The organism is Microcoleus sp. A2-C3 (genome assembly GCF_036706065.1).
In the GTDB taxonomy this organism is placed as follows: Bacteria; Cyanobacteriota; Cyanobacteriia; order Cyanobacteriales; family Microcoleaceae; genus Microcoleus.
Genome location: NZ_JAUBVX010000021.1, coordinates 46,529 through 60,112 on the forward strand (window position 1 = coordinate 46,529; position 13,584 = coordinate 60,112).

Annotated in this window: 15 protein-coding genes; 10 read left to right on the forward strand and 5 right to left on the reverse strand. The window is 44.2% G+C overall.

The window, feature by feature from the left end; genetic code table 11:
- Position 1 precedes the first annotated feature (1 nt).
- The 4 genes from QUB66_RS13700 (at position 2) to QUB66_RS13715 (ending at position 3,405) form a co-directional block, all read left to right on the forward strand.
- Positions 2-910: a hypothetical protein gene (locus QUB66_RS13700; RefSeq protein WP_332968239.1), complete on the forward strand. Its 909-nt coding sequence runs from the start codon at positions 2-4 to the stop codon at positions 908-910.
- Positions 907-1,686 (forward strand): HIRAN domain-containing protein, encoded by a 780-nt coding sequence (locus QUB66_RS13705; protein WP_332968241.1) that lies wholly within the window; start codon positions 907-909, stop codon positions 1,684-1,686. Before QUB66_RS13700 ends, QUB66_RS13705 begins: the two co-directional genes overlap by 4 nt.
- A gap of 404 nt (positions 1,687-2,090) precedes the next feature.
- Positions 2,091-2,789: an aquaporin Z gene (gene aqpZ, locus QUB66_RS13710; RefSeq protein WP_332968242.1), complete on the forward strand. Its 699-nt coding sequence runs from the start codon at positions 2,091-2,093 to the stop codon at positions 2,787-2,789.
- 127 nt (positions 2,790-2,916) lie between these two features.
- Positions 2,917-3,405 (forward strand): gluconokinase, encoded by a 489-nt coding sequence (locus QUB66_RS13715; RefSeq protein WP_332968244.1) that lies wholly within the window; start codon positions 2,917-2,919, stop codon positions 3,403-3,405.
- A 74-nt stretch (positions 3,406-3,479) separates the two neighbouring features.
- Here QUB66_RS13715 and QUB66_RS13720 read toward each other — a convergent pair whose 3' ends face one another.
- A complete protein-coding gene (locus QUB66_RS13720; RefSeq protein WP_332968246.1) occupies positions 3,480-4,475 on the reverse strand; it encodes a carbohydrate kinase family protein in 996 nt (331 codons plus the stop codon).
- A gap of 481 nt (positions 4,476-4,956) precedes the next feature.
- Here QUB66_RS13720 and QUB66_RS13725 point away from each other — a divergent pair, with 481 nt between their 5' ends.
- From QUB66_RS13725 to QUB66_RS13750, 6 genes are all read left to right on the forward strand, one after another.
- Complete coding sequence (locus tag QUB66_RS13725; RefSeq protein WP_265233862.1) at positions 4,957-5,232, forward strand: helix-turn-helix domain-containing protein; 276 nt, start codon at positions 4,957-4,959, stop codon at positions 5,230-5,232.
- A gap of 34 nt (positions 5,233-5,266) precedes the next feature.
- The gene (locus QUB66_RS13730; RefSeq protein WP_332968297.1) at positions 5,267-5,560 is read left to right on the forward strand and encodes a hypothetical protein; all 294 of its coding nucleotides are present in this window, start codon (positions 5,267-5,269) and stop codon (positions 5,558-5,560) included.
- 123 nt (positions 5,561-5,683) lie between these two features.
- Positions 5,684-6,958: a histidine--tRNA ligase gene (gene hisS / locus QUB66_RS13735; RefSeq protein ID WP_332968248.1), complete on the forward strand. Its 1,275-nt coding sequence runs from the start codon at positions 5,684-5,686 to the stop codon at positions 6,956-6,958.
- A gap of 350 nt (positions 6,959-7,308) precedes the next feature.
- Entirely contained in the window at positions 7,309-8,121 is an 813-nt protein-coding gene (locus tag QUB66_RS13740; protein ID WP_332968249.1) for a Uma2 family endonuclease, read from the forward strand.
- A gap of 120 nt (positions 8,122-8,241) precedes the next feature.
- Positions 8,242-9,351 carry a DNA cytosine methyltransferase gene (locus QUB66_RS13745; protein ID WP_332968251.1) on the forward strand — a complete coding sequence of 370 codons (1,110 nt, stop codon included), beginning with the start codon at positions 8,242-8,244 and terminating at the stop codon, positions 9,349-9,351.
- A 260-nt stretch (positions 9,352-9,611) separates the two neighbouring features.
- Positions 9,612-10,259 carry a hypothetical protein gene (locus tag QUB66_RS13750; RefSeq protein WP_332968252.1) on the forward strand — a complete coding sequence of 216 codons (648 nt, stop codon included), beginning with the start codon at positions 9,612-9,614 and terminating at the stop codon, positions 10,257-10,259.
- A gap of 26 nt (positions 10,260-10,285) precedes the next feature.
- On the opposite strand, the gene QUB66_RS13755 is transcribed toward QUB66_RS13750, so the two are convergent.
- From QUB66_RS13755 to QUB66_RS13770, 4 genes are all read right to left on the reverse strand, one after another.
- Positions 10,286-11,500: a class I SAM-dependent methyltransferase gene (locus QUB66_RS13755; protein WP_332968253.1), complete on the reverse strand. Its 1,215-nt coding sequence runs from the start codon at positions 11,498-11,500 to the stop codon at positions 10,286-10,288.
- A gap of 122 nt (positions 11,501-11,622) precedes the next feature.
- Positions 11,623-11,976 (reverse strand): helix-turn-helix domain-containing transcriptional regulator, encoded by a 354-nt coding sequence (locus tag QUB66_RS13760; protein WP_332968254.1) that lies wholly within the window; start codon positions 11,974-11,976, stop codon positions 11,623-11,625.
- A complete protein-coding gene (locus QUB66_RS13765; protein WP_332968255.1) occupies positions 11,969-12,307 on the reverse strand; it encodes a type II toxin-antitoxin system RelE/ParE family toxin in 339 nt (112 codons plus the stop codon). Before QUB66_RS13765 ends, QUB66_RS13760 begins: the two co-directional genes overlap by 8 nt.
- Before the next feature lie 87 nt (positions 12,308-12,394).
- Complete coding sequence (locus QUB66_RS13770) at positions 12,395-13,579, reverse strand: NAD(P)H-quinone oxidoreductase subunit H (protein WP_265233871.1); 1,185 nt, start codon at positions 13,577-13,579, stop codon at positions 12,395-12,397.
- Positions 13,580-13,584 lie beyond the last annotated feature (5 nt).

Genomic DNA, 13,584 nt, shown 5'->3' on the forward strand with positions numbered 1-13,584 from the left:
AATGCCTGAAGAGTTCCCTATTATTGTAGTTCCAGAAGCAGCCTATGAGCTATCTGAAACTGAGACTATGGGAACTAAGTACAAGTTCTGGTTTGACCATCAAAATTTAGGGCGTTGCTTGTACAAACAGTCTCGACAAAATACAGGTGAAGATTGGGCGGAAAAAATTGCAGCCGAGTTGTGCAAACTGCTCGGGCTGCCCCATGCTCAATATGAACTGGCTACTTGGAAAAGTCAACGCGGAACTGTCTCACCATCATTTTTGCCCGATGGTGGCAGTTTCATTCCTGGGAATCAAGTTTTGTCTGCGAACGCACGGCACACAGTTAATATTGTGTTGAATGCGATCGCAGACAATTCTGTTAATTTGCCCCTCGATTGGGTTGCGCCAGTTGGGATAGAAACAGCAGTAGAAACTTTTATCGGATATTTGCTATTAGATGCCTGGATTGGCAATACAGACCGTCACTCAGAGAATTGGGGTGTATTAGATAAACCCGAAAGCGATCCTACTTTAAATATCGCCAGATATCTAGCACCAACTCACGACCATGCCTCTAGTTTGGCAGTGCGGATATCTGATGAAGAACGGCAAAAGAGATTGATTACAAAAGATACTGGCTATTCAGTCCAAGCTTATGCTAAAAGATGCTGTTCTCAGTTATATGCTAGCGATAATAGACCCAAGCCTCTCAAGACTTTTGAGGCCTTCCACGAAGCAGCGCTAGACTATCCCCAAGCAGCCAAAATTTGGCTCAATTGCCTTGCGAGGATTTCAGCTAATGATACGCTAGCCATTTTTAACCGGATACCGCGCGATCGCATTTCACCAATTACCATTGATTTTTCTCAACAAATACTTAAATTTAACAGAGAAAGGCTACTTGAATTGACAGGAGATTTGCTTTGAAAACACTATTTTTGGCTTGGCAAGACCCCGGCAGCAGTTCTTGGTTTCCGATCGCAAAATTGACATTTAACGGTAAAGAATACCAGTTCAATTATACAAATGGTGTTCTAGAAGCTCAACATAAGTACAGGTTTGAACCCTTGCCATCTTTCCCTGATTTCAATAAGGTTTACACTTCACAGAAACTGTTTCCCTTGTTTTCCAATCGAGTGATGCCACGATCGCGCCCTGACTACCCTGAATTTGTACAGTGGTTGAATATCCCTCAACACGAAGATGACCCAATTGCTTTATTGGCCCGCAGCGGAGGGAAACGGGTAACTGATAAATTTGAGGTATTCCCCTGTCCCGAACCGGATGAAAATGGACGTTACCGCATCCATTTTTTTGCACATGGACTGCGACACCTTCCCAAGCCGGCAATTGAACGGATTAATGAGCTTCAAGTGGGCGAACTTTTGTATTTAGCCCACGAATTTCAAAATCCGCACGATTCCTCTGCTTTGCTTCTGTGTACTAAAGATCGCTGGATTGTAGGCTATTGTCCGCGCTATCTTTTGGATGATATTTTTAATATTATCTCGCAGCATCGAGAATTGGTTCGCGTAGAAGTCGATCGCCTCAATCAACCCCCAACGCCGCTACAGTTCCGCTTGCTGTGCAAGATGACCGCCGATTGGCGAGACTTTCGCCCCTTCCAAGGCCCGATGTACCAGCCGGTTAGCAGTGATGTTTTAGCTGCAAGTGCGATCGCCCTTACAGCCAACAAGCAGTAAAATTGCGATCGTCAAGTTAGCCAAAAACCCAAATTAATTATTTTGAAATAAATTACTAATAGCTTACCAAAGTTATACAAAAAATAGGCTGACTATTGACAATTTAATTCCACAATCATATAAAAATCAGTTAAGTATTTGTGATTGATTCGCACAATTTATATTAAAAAACCGCTAATGCTTGACATTTTTTTCATAAAATAGTAAGCTCTGAGCTAATTTGTTAAATTCAAATTCCACAATTTCAGTTGAGACAATATACATTCTATAAATTAAAGTTACAGATCCTTGTAAGGTTTTCCTTGGTATTGTAGTGCTGGCGAAAAAAAATGTAGCTCTAATTTTGAGAATGTCAGATCATAACAGGGTGCATAATTAACCTATCAAAAATAGAGAGGGTGAGCATGGACACAAAAATAAAAATAGGAGTTGCTGAAGCCTTCGGTACTTTTGTACTGGTATTAGGTGGATGCGGCAGTGCGGTTTTAGCTGGAGACAAAATCGGCTTTTTGGGAGTGGCGATCGCCTTTGGCTTATCCCTCTTAGTTATGGCTTATACGATCGGGCCGATCTCTGGATGCCACATCAATCCAGCGGTAAGCATCGGTTTAGTAGTTGCTAAACTGATCGATGCTGTTTTGCTTCCTTATTATATAGGAGGTCAGATTTTAGGCGGAATTTTAGGCGGTCTTGTTTTGTATCTGATAGCATCAGGAAAACCGGGTTTTGATGCGGCTGCTTCGGGATTTGCTTCCAACGGTTTTGGAGAACATTCTCCCACAGGTTACGGGCTTTTAGCAGCAGCTTTGACGGAAATTGTACTGACGGCTTTTCTGTTATTTACCATCATGGGTACTACCGATCCCCATTATCCCGTGGGTTTGGGCGGAATTCCGATCGGCTTGGTGCTGGTGTTGATTCACTTAGTCGGAATTCCCGTAACTAATACATCAGTTAACCCCGCTAGAAGTATCGGTGTGGCTATCTTTCAAGGCACCTGGGCAATCCAACAGTTGTGGGCGTTTATTATATTCCCCATCATTGGTGGAATTATCGGGGTATTCGCTTATAATTTAATTAGAAACACGAGGGAAGAAGTTTGAGCGATAATTAGAAATAGACTGAGTTTCTTAATTTTTTTCTGGTGTATGATTTATGAAAATTTTTAAGAAACTCGGTTTGTCTCACGCCCAACTCGATCGAATTACAAATATTTAGTAAATAAGAGCGATGATTGCGATCGTGATGGGAGTCTCCGGTTCGGGAAAAACTACTGTTGGCAAGTTGCTGGCGCAATCTCTCCATTGGGATTTCAGCGATGCCGACGATTTTCACCCGCCAGCAAACATCGAGAAAATGAGTCGAGGAATTGCTTTAGAAGATGCCGATCGCCTGCCTTGGCTGTTGCACTTGCAAGCTACAATCGACAGGTGGCTGTTGGAAAATAAAAATGTCGTATTAGCTTGTTCTGCCTTAAAAGCATCTTACCGCGAAATGCTCTGCCGAGACCAGCAGCAAATGAAAATAGTTTATCTCAAAGCTTCTTTTCAGCTATTAGCATCTCGGTTAAATGCTCGCGAAAATCACTATATGAAAGTAGACTTGCTGTCAAGTCAGTTCGCTACTCTCGAAGAACCAGAAACTGCAATTATTATAGATGCTTCGCAGCCGCTAGAGGTAATGGTGCGCCAGATTAAAAATAATCTAATTGGCGGTTAATCTCCCACAAAAAACAGGTTTGATAGTGAGGACTTTAGTCCTTCTTTATGCGGACTAAAGTCCTCACTACGAACCTATGGATGTTTGGCGGGATGATTTTTGTACAAATACAAGAAAGCTTCTACTTCAGTGGCGGTTGGTTGAGCTGCAATTGCTCCAGGCTTCATCGCTGTCATCGCACCCACCGCACTTGCATAGGTAACAATTTTTTTTGCTATTTCTGAATCTGCTAAATTCTTAATTCCCTGCTTGCACAACTGTTGCACAAAACCAGCGACAAATCCGTCGCCCGCACCTGTTGTATCCTCAACATCTACTGCAAAGACGGGGATTTTTCCTTCATTTTCCGACAGACAGTAGGAGCAACCTTTATCGCCCGCTGTCACCAAAACGCCTTCTACAGAATCGAGGCGGTAGGTAATAGCTCCAGCATCGGTAGTTGCAAACAACCATTCGGCTTCTTCGTCAGATACTTTGAGAAAATCTACTTTTTTTAAGAGTTTTATGATGTGCGCTTTTGCTTCGTCGGGATTTGGCCAAAACACGGGACGCCAATTGATATCAACTATAATTTTAACGTCGTAACGTTCTGCTAGTTCGATCGCTCTTTCGATCGCCTCTCTACTTTCAGGATAAGCTAATTCTAAAGTGCCTAGCACTAAAAATTCGGCATTTTCAAACAGCACCTCGGGTATTTGGGCGGCCTGGAGGCGGGTGTCAGCAAACTCCGCAGTATCCAATTTACCAAAACCTGCAAAAGATCGATCGCCCGCTTCATTCCGCAACACATAAACTTGTCGCGTCGGCGCACTCGGATGGCGCTGCACTCCAGCGGTATCAACCCCTACTTCTTGCAACACCTGCACGAGGGAATTCCCCAACTCATCCCCCCCCACAGCACCGATAAATGCCGCCTCAGTCCCCAATTTAGACACAGCACAGGCAACATTTGCAGGAGCGCCACCGGGATACGCCGTCCAAGATTCTACCTCTTCTAGAGATGCTCCTGGTTTGTCTGCTAAACAATCAAATAAAATTTCACCCAGACATAGAACGCGAGGATAAGTCATATTGATTTTAGATTTTAGATTTTAGATTTCGGTGTGAGCGCGAGCGTCGAACGATTTTAGATTTTAGAGCCGCAGCAGACAAGTCAATAATTATTTTTAACCCATCCCATAAAAATTGTCAGCTATTTTTTAATGGCTGCTCCCTATAATATCAGACTTGCTGATACCGGCAGTTACAGGCTCAACGCACAAGTGCAGTGCGGGCGTATCAGCAGTTTTACTTACCAACATCTCCGGGTTTGTGGGCCCGGATGTCAGGTGCATTCAGGGAAAGCTAGCATCCGCCACCCCATGCGCCTGCTGTGCTGCTGGTGCGTCTTGCGGTGTCCCCGACTTCTTTTCCACGAAGCCGCGATTATGCAAGCGAGTTGGTGCTTGCACTGTGAAAAAGCAGCCGCAGCAGATTTAATTTTCTCTTCATACTCGCTCCCTCATCCTCTAGAATTGTATATAGGTAAATATGCACACATAGGAAAAATTTATGAACGGGAGCGTCTCCAGCACCCCTGTCACCCTTTCGGACAGAGAATTGCAAGTGGTAGAGTTAGTAGCGGCGGGATTGACCAATGAGAAAATCGCTGAAAAGTTAGAGATTAGCAAGCGTACTGTTGACAACCACATTAGTAATATCTTGAACAAGACGCCCGCTGACAATCGAGTTTCGCTGGTACGTTGGGCGTTGCAGTGGGGGAAGGTATGTTTGGACGATATTAACTGTTGCGCTCTACCAGGGCCGATCAATAAAGAAGTATCTTAAATAGGGATTTTGGTTGGGGACAGGCAAAGTAATGATGCAAACGGCACAAGAAAAACAACTCCGCTATCAAATTCAATGCCCTGGATTGCCGCTGGCGGTGTATCGCGAAGTGGCAGCCCATTTGCGTCAAGTTGAAGGGGTGGAAACTGGTTTAATTCCGCAGCAGTCGCAGCGGTTTGATTACAACGACAGCCAAGTTGGGGGTTTGTGGATACAGTATCCTGATGGGTTCGATTTGGTCGATCGCCAGCGGGTCGATCGCATTTTGGCTTATTATGGCGATCGTTACGGAGCTTGGGAATTATTAGTTATTGGGAATAGGGCATAGGGCATAGGGCATAGGGCATAGGGCATAGGGCATAGGGCATAGGGCATAGGGCATAGGTAATTGTTAACTGTTAACTGTTGACAACTACAACTTACAACTGACTAATGACAACTGACTAACAAAATGAGTGCAATTAAAACTTTACCGGGAACGCGGGATATTTTGCCCGCAGAAATTCAATATTGGCAAAATATAGAAGAAGTCGCTAGAACAATTTTGAAAAAAGCGGCTTATCGAGAAATTAGGACGCCAATTTTTGAACAAACATCTTTATTTGAACGCGGTATCGGCGAAGCTACGGATGTTGTGGGCAAAGAAATGTACACTTTTAAAGATAAGGGCGATCGATCGACTACTTTGCGCCCAGAAGGAACCGCCGGAGTCGTGCGAGCTTTTATTCAAAACAGTTTGTACGCGGCCGGAGACGTGCAGCGTCTGTGGTATACTGGGCCGATGTTTCGCTACGAACGCGCCCAAGAAGGTAGACAGCGGCAATTCAATCAAATTGGCGTGGAAGTCTTGGGGAGTGCCAATCCACGGGCGGATGTGGAGGTAATTGCGATCGCCTGTGACATCCTGCAAGCGATCGGTTTAACCAATTTGCGCCTCGATATCAATTCAGTCGGAAACAAGCAAGACAGACAAAATTATCGGCAAGCATTGATCGATTATTTTACACCGCACAAAGAAGAATTAGACGCGGATTCCCAAGACCGTTTGACTCGCAATCCGCTGCGGATTTTGGATAGCAAAAATCAGCGCACTCAAGAAATTGTCGCTGGTGCTCCCAGTATTTTAGAATATTTGGGTGAAGAATCGCGATCGCACTTCGAGCGAGTGCAGGAAATGCTCACAAATTTAGGAATTAGCTATCAGTTAAATCCCCGATTAGTGCGCGGTTTAGATTACTATACCTACACCGCATTTGAAATTGTCTCCGACGATTTGGGAGCGCAAGCCACAGTTTGTGGAGGCGGCCGCTACGACGGTTTAGTCAAGGAATTGGGCGGCCCAGATACCGCGGCAGTCGGTTGGGCTATGGGTGTAGAACGGTTAATTATCCTGCTGCAAAAGTTGCAACCTTTGCCCGCGCCGAAGTTAGATTTCTATTTGGTATCTAGGGGCGATAAAGCCGAACAACAATCAATATTGTTAGCTCAAAAATTGCGGAGTGTTGGCTTTAGTGTAGAGATAGATTTGAGCGCTAGTGCTTTCGGGAAACAGTTTAAAAGAGCCGACAGAAGCGGTGCGGTTGCGTGTTTGGTTTTGGGTGATGCGGAAGCTGAAAATGAGACTGTACAATTGAAGTGGTTGGCCAGTGGTGAACAAAGTGCGATCGCCCAATCTGAACTGCTAGCCATGACAGACGAGCTAAAACAGAAGATAAAAGCTGTGTAGGGCGATCGAATTCCCAAATGACATCTCCCCGTTCGTAGAGAACCGGGCGGTTGAAACCGCTTCTATACAAGCAAAACCCGGATGGTGCGCGGGTTGAAGAAGACCGGGCAGTTGAAATTACCTGATTTTCTTCAGTCCGCGGAGGCGGACTTTGTTTTTGTAGGCGCGGTTTCAACCGCCGTCTACATCTTCAGTTTTTGTAGGCGCGGTTTCAACCGCCGTCTACATCTTCAGTTTTTGTAGGCGCGGTTTCAACCGCCGTCTGCATCCACAGAAAACGGCAATCAAAATTAATCTCAAAAACAAAAAGATATAATAAAAAAATCAACCCCTACAACATCTGATAAACTATGTTAGTAGCTACTAAAAACCCTCCAGTCAAACTAATAGTAACCTGGCCATTACTACCAGACGATTTTCAACTACCGGACGACCCCGTGGAAGACGAAACCCAACCCTTAATAGCCGCCGCATTGCGCCAACCTCTAACCGCAATTCCCGAATTAATGCAGGATGCCTTAATAGTTTCTAATTTTGCCCTTTGTGCCGGAATTAGTTTCCCATCCTCCACCAGTGACGAACAGCGGACTATTTGCAAAGCACCCGATTGGATGTACGTAAAACCCGTCAATCCTCAAAATGTCTCGCAAGTCCGCCGCAGTTACACGCCGCACACCGAAGGAACTATCCCTCAAATTGTGATGGAATTCCTCTCGGAAACTTACGGGGAAGAATACTCCGTTGAGTTTAAGCAGCGAGTGGGTAAATGGTTCTTTTATGAGCAAATTATTAAAGTACCAAGATACGTTATTTTTCGAGCAACTACCGCTCATTTAGAAGTTTATGCTTTAGAATCGGAGCATTATGAAGCGGAAGAACCGGATAATAACGGACGTTTTTGGATACCTGGATTAAACTTGTTTTTGGGTATTTGGGAAGGAACGCACGAATCTAGAACTGGTTATTGGTTGAGGTGGTGGAATGCCCAAGGTGAGTTATTGTTATGGTCAGAGGAGCGGGCTGAGCAAGAACGGCTACGCGCTGAAGAGGAACGGCTACGCGCTGAAGAGGAACGGCTACGGGCCGATCGCGAAAGTCTCCGCGCTGAAAGACTAGCAGAAAAATTGCGTCAAGCGGGGATCGAGTTAGATGATGAAGAGTGAAAGATTAAAGGCGATCGACTATTAGTACGGTTGACACAGCGCACCTGACGACTATTTGGTATAATCACACTCTTCTGTGTTGCAGGCATTCAGCCGGCTATTGTCCCACTGCGAACTAATATGTCACTCGAACGCCTCAAAGACGTAAGCTGGAAAACCAAACCAAAACTGATATCCTTGTTTTCAGGTTGTGGTGGCATGGATTTGCCATTCCACAAAGCCGGGTTTGATGTAGTTTGGGCGATCGACTCCAATAAATACGCCTGCAAAACTTTCAGCAAAAACATTGCCAATGTCATCATCAACGACAGCATAGAAAATATAGATATTGCACAAGTTCCCGCAGCCGAAATATGTATAGGAGGCTTCCCCTGTCAAGACTTCTCCCTAATTTGGAAGCGCCCCGGACTTGAAGGAACCAGAGGCAATTTATATACATATTTTCTCGATTTTGTTAACAAAAAAAAACCCAAAGCTTTTGTCGCAGAAAATGTCAAAGGCTTATTAAGTGCCAATAATTATCAAGCAATTAAACAAATAATTTCCGACTTTGAAAGTATCGCACCGGGTTATTTAGTCAAACCCAAACTTTACAATTTTGCCGATTACGGAGTGCCGCAATTTCGGCAAAGAGTGTTGTTAGTTGGCATTCGGATGGATACAGGATTTGATTTCGTGCATCCTCAAGCAGAATACGGCCTTAATCGTCAAAATCCTTATCGCACAGCGGGCGAAGCACTCCAAGATGTCGATCGAGTTATTGACAATAACCAAAATCATCAAATTCGCGATCGCACCGTTGAAATTTTGAATCGAATTAAAGCCGGAGGGAATTTTTCTGATATTCCCAAAGACAGTCCATACTATGTCAAAGGCATGATCAGTCACGTTTATCGACGAATTCATCCCGATAAACCGTCATCTACAATCATTGCTGGCGGAGGCGGCGGAACCTGGGGTTATCATTATCCAGAACCCCGTGCACTGACAAATCGGGAGAGGGCGAGGCTGCAAACTTTCCCCGATGATTTTGTATTTGAAGGTTCTGTTACCGAAGTGCGCCGCCAGATTGGAAATGCAGTACCGCCAGAGGGAATTGCTGCTGTTGTTGAATCTCTAATTCCGCTATTTAAGGGCGATTATGATAAAGTTGATTTATATGAAATGAGTGAAAAGTTGCAGGGAATGTCAATTCAGGAGCGCTTAAAACACGCAGAATTAGAAATATAATTGTAGGGTGCGTCGCTATAAAAAATTCCAAAAAATATCGACAATCTCACGGCGACGCACCTGACAAAATAAACAAGATTGCATAAATCTTTGATAGAGCCAGTCAACCGCAGATTTAAGGCAGATTAACGCAGATTAACGCAGATAATTTCAAGATAGTCTGGGAATGAGTGCAAAAATTCTAATAGTTCAAAAAACAACCTCAACACTTATTTTGTAGCAATATTTTTCATAAATGGTACTATAAGGAGGGAAAGTCAATGATAAAGTTTGCTCTAGGTCACTACACCGATTTTAAATTGCCCAGCAACTTAACTATTCCAGAAAAATTAAAGGAAACACTTCAGGATGTTTGGGAAAGAAAGTATCGTGATTTATACGAACGAGGTGGAAAGTGCAATGTAGAAGAAGCTTTTGTAGAAGTAATGACGGCTTTTGGAATGCCTGATGATGCAATATCCCATCAGCGATACGTCTATATGGCTTATGGAATAGCATTAGCAGCTAAACCGACCATTAAACATTACTTTCCTGAAGAACACAAGGCTGATATCGTTGAAGGAATTGTATCTTGTTGGCTGAAGGATGGTTGTGAAATCCCAGAAACTTGGGCAGATACCTTGTTTCCTAATATCAACAAAATAGGAAAATATCAAGCTACTGACGAAGCTTATAATATTTTCTACGGCTTGCTGCAAACACTCAACAGCAAAACAGCCTATAATGCCATCTTAGATATTATGTATGATGCCATTACTGGTGATGCCATTTCTGGTTTTACTGAAGCCCGACGAGATATGTTTAATTGGTGGTTGATTGAGGTGATTCCTGCTGCCTATTGTTTAAAGTTGCCATCTACTTTATATTCAGGGAAATGGGATTTTCCGCCGCTGAGTAAGCTTGCGTAATTAATGTGCATAAATCAACCAAATAATCAATCAGGCACTCTCAAACCTTTGACTTTTTGGCCTTTCTCCTCCTCCTTCAACCCCTTACACTGCACCAAAACCCCAAATCCTCCCAAACCCATCGGATCTATCAATTGGTGCAACGCTTCCCGGCGGCGCAAAAACGTTGTCAAATCCAATACTTCTGCATTATTTGCAGACAGAGAAGCAATTCTATCGCCCACACCCAATATCATCAAAAACAAAGCCTGTTGAGTAAAACCCATTACCTCCAAACCACACAATTCCCCTTGTTTTTCCAGCGCTGTAAAATCAGCATTGGCAGTTAAATCCTGCCGCCCAATATTAATATAAGGGTTGCTGTGATAGCGGTGGCGGTAATAACATTGCAGCGTGCCATCTGTGCGTCTCGGATTGTAATAGCGGTGCGCCGGATGGCCGTAATCAATTGTTAATAGATAACCGCGCTGCAATTTTTTGGCAACTGTTTTAATCCAGTCTAAAGCTGCTAAATTGACTTCGCTGCGATAACCATCTGCATAGACAGTCGCGGACAAATCTATTCCGACTAAATCAAAATATTCGGCAATTTTAGGGGTTGAAAGTTCTCCCGCTACTTCAATAAACTTGCTTCCAGATTCTTTGTTTTGTTCTTCGGCTGCGGCAACATAAATCTCCCTAATTTCCCCTTTTTCTACAATAAACTGATGCACTGGAAAAGCATCGACTAATTCGTTAGAAAAAAAGCAGCCGACGATAGAGTTATTAGCTATTTCATCCCAATTGCACCACTTTACTATTTTGAATTCGGCTAATTGTCGCTGCTGTTGTGCAAGCAAAACGGGCGAAATTTCAACAATAATGTATTCTAAGCTTTTAAATAAATCGGGATATTTTAGTTGCAAATATTGCAGCAAATGTGCGGCAAATGTTCCCCGCCCAGCGCCCATTTCTACGATCGCAAAAGTATCAGGTTTACCGAGAATTTGCCACATTTCCACAAATTGCTCGCCCAAAACTTCGGCAAAATCAGCACTCCAATGAGGTGAGGTGATAAAATCGCCTTGTTTGCCGATGTTTGGTCGATCGCCATTATAGTAACCATACTGCGGGTGATATAATGCTAAATCCATGTATTCCGCAAAGGTTATGCGCTGCTGCGGAGTGGCTGCAATTCTTTCGCTGATTAAAGCGCAGAGTTCTGGGTTACTGTCATTGATATTTGATTGCTGGACTGTCATAATTAAATTAAGGTTGATGTTATTTTATTTATGAAATAAAGATTTTTTTAACCGCAGAGGGCGCAGAGGACACAGAGGATGAGGGAAGAGAGAAATATTGATGTTCTGCAATTTTTTTTATCCTAGAGTAAGCTAGTTTGGACAACGTTATCGCTCTCACTTTTAAATATTGAACTATCAGACTTAACCCCTATTTTTAGCTGAAGTCCCAAAGCATCCAGCAACGCCACCAACAGATAAACTTCATCTCCTCCTGTTTTTGAGAGCAAATTTGTTAACTTTTCATAGTCCAACTTAGCTACATCTGAAAGATGAATTACACCCCCGCGAGCCTCAACCATATTGCTAAGTGCTAGTGACAAGAGTTCAGCTTCTACATTTTTTTCTTCCAAAATCGCCTCCATATAAGCCGCCGCCGCTTCAGGTTTTTTGAGGAATTCAATCAAGTCGTCTTGGTAACTTACACTTTTAAGCATTGTCTCGACTCCTGTAATCTATCCAATATTCAATAGCTTTACGAATATCTCGATCTTGAGTGCTTTTATCTCCACCGCAGAGTATGAGAACAATCGTTTGCTCTATTTCTCCAAAGTAGATGCGGTAGCCGGGGCCCCAGTCAATTTTTAATTCAAAAATACCCGTTCCAACTGAGCGACAGTCTCCCAAATTGCCGAGCTTAATTCTGTCTAGTCTCCCGCGAATCTTGGCTTCAGCTTTGAGATCTCGAATAGATTTTAACCATTCTGTAAAAGGAATTTTGCCGTCGGGTGTGACGTAACGCTGAATTTCTTTTGGTTGAGCTTCCATAATTTATAATAGCCGATCGCCATCTGCAACAAAGTAGCGATCGCACTCATCAGCAAATAGCCAAAAAATACGATCGCCCTTTTTGTTCTATCGATCGACCGAACCCATGATAATATCGATACTACCCAGGATAGCCACCAAGTCCGCAATCTTTACACCGCGCACGATGTGGGGCAAAATCTGCAAATTATTGAAATCAGCAGCCCGAATCTTCCAGCGCCAAGGAAACACGCTGTCATCGCCGATAATATAGATTCCCAACTCACCCTTACCGCTTTCAACCCGCACGTAATGTTCGCCCTTGGGAATTTTGAAAGTTGGCGCTACTTTTTTGCCAATAAACTGATAGTCGAAACTATTCCACTCAGATTTTGGCCCGCTTTCTAAGCGCTTGGCTTCCAAGTTTTCGTAAGGGCCGCCGGGGAGTCCTTTCAAGGCTTGATAGAGGATTTTAACTGACTCGCGCATCTCCCGAATTCGGACTAAGTACCGGGCCAAACAATCGCCAGCAGCTTCGGTGCAAACATCCCACTCGAAGTCGTCATAACATTCGTAATGGTCAACTTTCCGCAAATCCCAATTGACGCCGGAACCGCGCAACATCGGGCCCGATAGTCCCCAGTTAATCGCTTCGGCGCGGGAAATTGTACCCAAACCTTCAATCCGGCGGCGGAAGATAGGGTTGTTGGTGATTAAACGTTCGTATTCGTCAATTTTTGGCAGGAAGTAATCGCAGAAATCTTCGCATTTGTCTACCCAGCCGTAGGGTAAATCTGCTGCTACTCCGCCGATGCGGAAGTAGTTGTTGTTTACCATGCGGTAGCCGGTGGCTGCTTCCCACAAATCGAGAATTGGTTCGCGATCGCGCATAGTATAGAAAAATGGAGTTTGCGCGCCCACGTCCGCCAAAAACGGCCCTACCCACATCAAGTGGTTCGCAATTCGGTTCAACTCCAGCATGATTACCCGAATGTAACTCGCCCGTTTGGGGACAGCAATATTGGCTAACTTTTCCGGTGCATTGACTGTCACCGCTTCGTTAAACATCCCCGCAGCGTAGTCCCAGCGGCTGACGTAGGGCACGTACATCACGTTGGTGCGGTTTTCGGCAATTTTTTCCATGCCGCGGTGCAGATAGCCTAAAACAGGCTCGCAGTCTACTACATCTTCGCCGTCCAGGGTGACAATTAACCGCAGTACCCCGTGCATGGATGGGTGGTGCGGGCCCATGTTGAGCACCATTGGTTCGGTTCTTGTCTCAATTCTTGACATAATTG

Coding starts and splice junctions, on each gene's coding strand:
- QUB66_RS13700 (WP_332968239.1), top strand. CDS start 2: ATGCCTGAAGAGTTCCCTATTATTGTAGTTCCAGAAGCAGCCTATGAG.
- aqpZ (WP_332968242.1), top strand. CDS start 2,091: ATGGACACAAAAATAAAAATAGGAGTTGCTGAAGCCTTCGGTACTTTT.
- QUB66_RS13715 (WP_332968244.1), top strand. CDS start 2,917: ATGATTGCGATCGTGATGGGAGTCTCCGGTTCGGGAAAAACTACTGTT.
- QUB66_RS13720 (WP_332968246.1), bottom strand. CDS start 4,475: ATGACTTATCCTCGCGTTCTATGTCTGGGTGAAATTTTATTTGATTGT.
- QUB66_RS13725 (WP_265233862.1), top strand. CDS start 4,957: ATGAACGGGAGCGTCTCCAGCACCCCTGTCACCCTTTCGGACAGAGAA.
- QUB66_RS13730 (WP_332968297.1), top strand. CDS start 5,267: ATGCAAACGGCACAAGAAAAACAACTCCGCTATCAAATTCAATGCCCT.
- hisS (WP_332968248.1), top strand. CDS start 5,684: ATGAGTGCAATTAAAACTTTACCGGGAACGCGGGATATTTTGCCCGCA.
- QUB66_RS13740 (WP_332968249.1), top strand. CDS start 7,309: ATGTTAGTAGCTACTAAAAACCCTCCAGTCAAACTAATAGTAACCTGG.
- QUB66_RS13745 (WP_332968251.1), top strand. CDS start 8,242: ATGTCACTCGAACGCCTCAAAGACGTAAGCTGGAAAACCAAACCAAAA.
- QUB66_RS13750 (WP_332968252.1), top strand. CDS start 9,612: ATGATAAAGTTTGCTCTAGGTCACTACACCGATTTTAAATTGCCCAGC.
- QUB66_RS13755 (WP_332968253.1), bottom strand. CDS start 11,500: ATGACAGTCCAGCAATCAAATATCAATGACAGTAACCCAGAACTCTGC.
- QUB66_RS13760 (WP_332968254.1), bottom strand. CDS start 11,976: ATGCTTAAAAGTGTAAGTTACCAAGACGACTTGATTGAATTCCTCAAA.
- QUB66_RS13765 (WP_332968255.1), bottom strand. CDS start 12,307: ATGGAAGCTCAACCAAAAGAAATTCAGCGTTACGTCACACCCGACGGC.
- QUB66_RS13770 (WP_265233871.1), bottom strand. CDS start 13,579: ATGTCAAGAATTGAGACAAGAACCGAACCAATGGTGCTCAACATGGGC.